The sequence below is a fragment of the Chitinophaga sp. genome, assembly GCF_036569125.1.
In the GTDB taxonomy this organism is placed as follows: Bacteria; Bacteroidota; Bacteroidia; order Chitinophagales; family Chitinophagaceae; genus Chitinophaga.
The window spans coordinates 1-4,555 of record NZ_DATCRF010000601.1; the positions used below are offsets into that span (position 1 = coordinate 1).

The window sequence follows — 4,555 nt, forward strand, 5'->3', positions numbered from 1 at the left end:
ACCGTATAGGTAGTACCACTGCCCGATACGCCGGTTATGCCGGCGCCTGCAATGCTGCCGGTAGTGGTGAGGTTGAACGCGGAGGCGGCAACGCCGGTAGCGGAACCGCTGAAGGTAACCGTATACTGCACGGAGGCCAGCCTGGTAGGCGTTGAATTTACACGGTTTACGCTGACTACCGAAATAGTAGGCGGATCCAGGCGCTTGAAAGCGCCATCGGCCGGGTCGCCAGGCGTGCTTGGATCATCTGTTGCATCATTTACAAAGATGCTGCTTCCTTTTACCACCATACCCCAGGGATAAAAACCGGCTGCGCTTACCAGCGTTACCGGTGTGATGGCAGTGCCTGATGCACCTGCAGTTACAGGCGCCGTATATTTTACGACATGCGACGTGGTAGGGTTTATTGCTTCAACAGCATACAGGTTATTAGAGGCGTCTATTGCCAGGGTACTGGTACCCTTGCCACTGTTAATAACGCTGGCGGTATATGCAGGATAGGTGAGCTTTATCAGCTGGCCACCATCAGTACTGGTACCGGGGGCCGGATCATTGGTTACAAAATCCAGGAAATAAATGTTTCCGAAGCCATCTACTACAATGCTCCAGGGATAGGAGGCATCGTTCTCATAAGGCACACCCGCATAAAGCACAGTACCTGCACCGGTTTCGTTCGTGTGCAGGTATTTAACCACCCGGTATTTATCATCGCCATTATTGAATGTTCCATCGGGATCTATATATTCCGTGGTAATAATATCGTTATTCTGGTCAATGGTAAGCGCAGAATAGAACTTGCCGCTTTGTATAACCGATGCCGAGTAGGAAGGCGCGGTAAGCTTAACGATCTCCCAGTTATCGGTTCCGGCCGGAGTTGGGTTCGTTACATATACATCGCCCAGCGAGTTAACCGCCAGGCCCCAGGGATACTCAATAGCATTGGCATCCAGCTGCAGGGCGGGGTTTAATATAACGGGCGAACCTGCTCCATTGACATATTTTACCACGGTATATTTACTACCATTCTCCCTCACAGCATAAATGTTGCCGGCAATATCTTTTGCCAGCGCACACTGTGATGTGCCTGAATTTATGGTAGTGGACGTGTACTGCGCCGTGGCTGCAAAGCCGAACAACAGGCCGGTCAGCAGTAAGTAAAGGGCTTTCATACTTTGTGTAAATGTATGTTTCATATAAGGGTATTAAATGCAGAGGAAGGGATTTTGCCAGCCTGTAACGCAGGCATCATGTATCGTTTCAAACTCTTTCGCATCAAAGCGCATCCCTTTTCCCTGGTCAATGATTATTTTGTGGAGGGTATTTCGTGATGTTGATATTTTAATGATGTTAGTATTAGGTAACGCAAAACCAGAGAGCGGGTAAAAATTCTTTTCGCCGCCGGGGCCCTGTATGATACCGGTACGCAGCTGCTGCTTTACGGTATCCCAGTCTCTTTTTTTGGCGTGGGGTAATAGTTCTTTCCAGATAAGGCCTGCTTCATAACCCATCAGCGCGTAGATATTGGCGGGCTGCTGTGTGGTTTTTTCAAACTTCTTTACAAAGGCCTGGTTGGCCTGGCTCTCATCTTCCCGCATCCATAGCTGTGCGGTGTACATTTCCATGTCTATGTGCTTAACATCCTCCAGGATATCATCATAGGCCATCGTTTCATGTACCAGCAGGGGTATGCGTTTATGCAGTCCGCTGCTGATCCACTGCTGTAAAAAGCGGGTGCCCATGCTGCCGCAGAAAATAGCGTGCACATAGGCGGGCTGCTCCTCTTTCCATTTGTTAAAGATGCCATCCAGATCCAGCTTCAGCGGGTCGGCAGGATCAAAGGGCAATACATTCAGCTGCAGCGATGTACCGCCTGCCGCGGCCACGCCCTGCTGGAAGGTATTATCCAGGTGATAACCTGCTTCATATACCGGCATGATCATATGCCCGCCGCTGCCAAAGGTGCTTTGCGCCCAGTGGCCCAGCGCATACTGCGACTGCCATAGCTGGTGGGAGGCATAAAAAATGTCGGGGCTGAGATAGGGAAAATGCGGTACATATTCCCCCATATCAAAAAAGAAAGCGGGCTTCTTTTCCTTTTCTATAATAGGCACCATATCGGGAATGGCTTTATAGCCTATTAACCCTGAAAGGATATCAACCCGGTTAAAAAAGAGCAGCTTGCGCGCAGCTTCCTCGCTGGCCTTCAAGCTGCCCTGATTTGTATATTCCGGTATGAACTCAATGGTACGCTGCCGTGCAGGATCCAGGCCCATACCTAATATCCACCCGGTTACCAGGTGTGCATGGTAATAAGGATAAATACCCGAATAGGGCGTCAGGAATCCGACGGTTAGCGGAGCGTTCATTTTTTGTAGTTAGATAGTAACATTCATAGGGCGCGGCATAGGGATGCTGCAGCTATGGATGTAAATAATGATAATTGTTTCCGGGCGGTATTAGTTCCTTGAAGGGAAGATACCTTCCAGTGCGATCAGATAGGTCATAGCCAGGTAAGGGTTCTGGATGCTGAACGGCTGGCTGCCACCGGCAATGCCTATGGTAACGTTACCCGTTACAGTGCCCGGCGCCAGCGTGGTAGTGTTATCCTGCGCAGCGTAACCTTTGATAGCAGTAGCGCCCGGGCCACTGCCAATTGTAGGAAGCACAGCCGGCACCAGGGAAGGCCCGGGTGTGTTGCTGGTACCTGCAGCGGTGCTGGCAGAGATAGTTGATGTTCCGCCGCTGATCACTCCTGTGTGATTATGCGCAGGCATGTTGTTGATGATCAGCGTTGTGCTCTCTGTTCCACCGATCTGTCCCAGGGAATAATTGGAAAGGCCCGGTCCCTGTCCCCAGCCGATAGGCGCGCGGCCGCGAAGGTCCGGTAATGCAAAAGTAGTTTGTCCGTTTCCCCCGTAAGTAGTGCCCAGCAAAGAGAATAACGCGGTGTTCTGTGCGATGGACACTATCTGTCCCCAGCACATAGCCCAGCCACGGATTGCAAAATTGCCGCCAAAGAGAATGATCATTGCCAAGTAAGGTTCCATAACGATTTTAGATTAGTTAAGTTAAGGGATGTGCTGTTTTAACAGCGGTTATTAAAAAATGTTTAAACTTATGCAAGATTTTTTTTGCCGGCACTGAAATCAGGTACTGCTACCGGCGCTCCTCCTTTTGATTTGGAGATAGCGGCCAGGGTTCCTATCACACTGTTGGCTGCAGCGTCGTATACCGACCGGTAGGTTTGCTGCTGCAGCAACTGCACAAAATCGTTCAGGGCATAGGCACAGCCATCAGGTATACGGGTTTGCTTATATACGTTCCTGCTCTCATTCCACTGAGGGTCATCATACTGCTCCAGGTAAGGCTTTACCGGCTCCCACATAAAATTCTCCGGGCTTTGCCCTTTGAGGTGAATGGCCCGTGCAACATCCATCCAGTGGCCGTTGCTGCCCTTTAGCCGGAAGCCGGTGCTAAGCGGCTGCCCGGTTCCTGTATGAGATTGCAAATAGACGGTTTGCTGCTGCGCAGTGGTTAAACAGATCAGGTCCAGCTGCGCACGCATCAGGTATATACGTTGCTGAGCGGTTTTAGGATGTAGCTTATTCACCACATATTCCGTTTGCTGCGGCTGCACCTGTAATGATTCATATTTATTACCCTTGTTCATACCCAGTATTCCGGCGATGGCGGCTGCCGGAAATACCGGGTAAGGTAAGGGGTTAGTAGTATGTGCGGGTGTTAAAGCCTGGTAGTGCGCGCCGGCATGGATGGTTTCCAGGGTACCGAACAAACCTTGTTCAGCCATATTGGAAACGGCCATGAGATCGGGGCGGTAGCTGTGCTCATCCAGCGTAAAATACTGGCGGTTAGTACGCTCGCTGATGCGGATAATATCTTCATGCTCCTGTACCGTAACGCCCATTACCGGGCCGCAGGCTACATGCTTGCCGGCCAGCAGCGCGGCTTTGGCAATAGTGTAATGCTGATCCCAGGGTGCAGCGATGATCACAGCATCAAGATCTTTACGGGATAAAAGCTGCTGATGATCATTGCAGACATCCGGCGTGTAGGCGGCGGCGTTCAGCAAGGGCTTGCAGGCCTGCAGCGCAGCGGTATTACTTTCGCAAATGGCCCTAACATCCAGCTGGCGGTGCTGTAAGGCCCATTGCAGGTATTGGCGGCCCCAGGGCCCTGCGCCTATTACTCCTATACGTAAGCGGGAAGACGTTATTGCCGACAGTGAGGTAGGTAATAGCGTTAAAACAGGTGCAAGGATAGCTGCATTTTTAAGGAAATGCCTTCTTCCGGGTACATGCATAGAGATAAATTCGTTCCAAAACTAAATTAGAGATTGCTCAATCGACGCGGGCTCGCAGTTACAAGGATAAAACAGTTGTAGGTTCTTCGGATAAGCGGATAGAGGTTAAAAAGATCGAACAAATGTATTACTAATTTTATATTAAAGAAATTTATTTTAGGTATATTTTAACAATTAACACATTGGTGTTAGTTGGGGTGAAGCATAAAGCGGAAAGCATAAAGCATAAAGCTT

At 50.0% G+C, this 4,555-nt stretch carries 4 protein-coding genes; all 4 read right to left on the reverse strand.

Annotation, left to right across the window (positions count from 1 at the left end; genetic code table 11):
* Window positions 1-1,193, reverse strand: a 1,193-nt coding sequence (locus tag VIM87_RS22390) for a hypothetical protein (RefSeq protein ID WP_331999161.1), incomplete at its 3' end; no start/stop codon positions are given.
* Window positions 1,194-1,202: 9 nt separating this feature from the next.
* Window positions 1,203-2,366 (reverse strand): ABC transporter substrate-binding protein, encoded by a 1,164-nt coding sequence (locus VIM87_RS22395; protein WP_331999162.1) that lies wholly within the window; start codon window positions 2,364-2,366, stop codon window positions 1,203-1,205.
* 90 nt (window positions 2,367-2,456) lie between these two features.
* Window positions 2,457-3,047, reverse strand: a complete 591-nt coding sequence (locus tag VIM87_RS22400) for a phage tail protein (RefSeq protein WP_331999163.1) — start codon at window positions 3,045-3,047, stop codon at window positions 2,457-2,459.
* A 68-nt stretch (window positions 3,048-3,115) separates the two neighbouring features.
* Window positions 3,116-4,321: a Gfo/Idh/MocA family protein gene (locus VIM87_RS22405; protein ID WP_331999164.1), complete on the reverse strand. Its 1,206-nt coding sequence runs from the start codon at window positions 4,319-4,321 to the stop codon at window positions 3,116-3,118.
* Window positions 4,322-4,555: the final 234 nt, after the last annotated feature.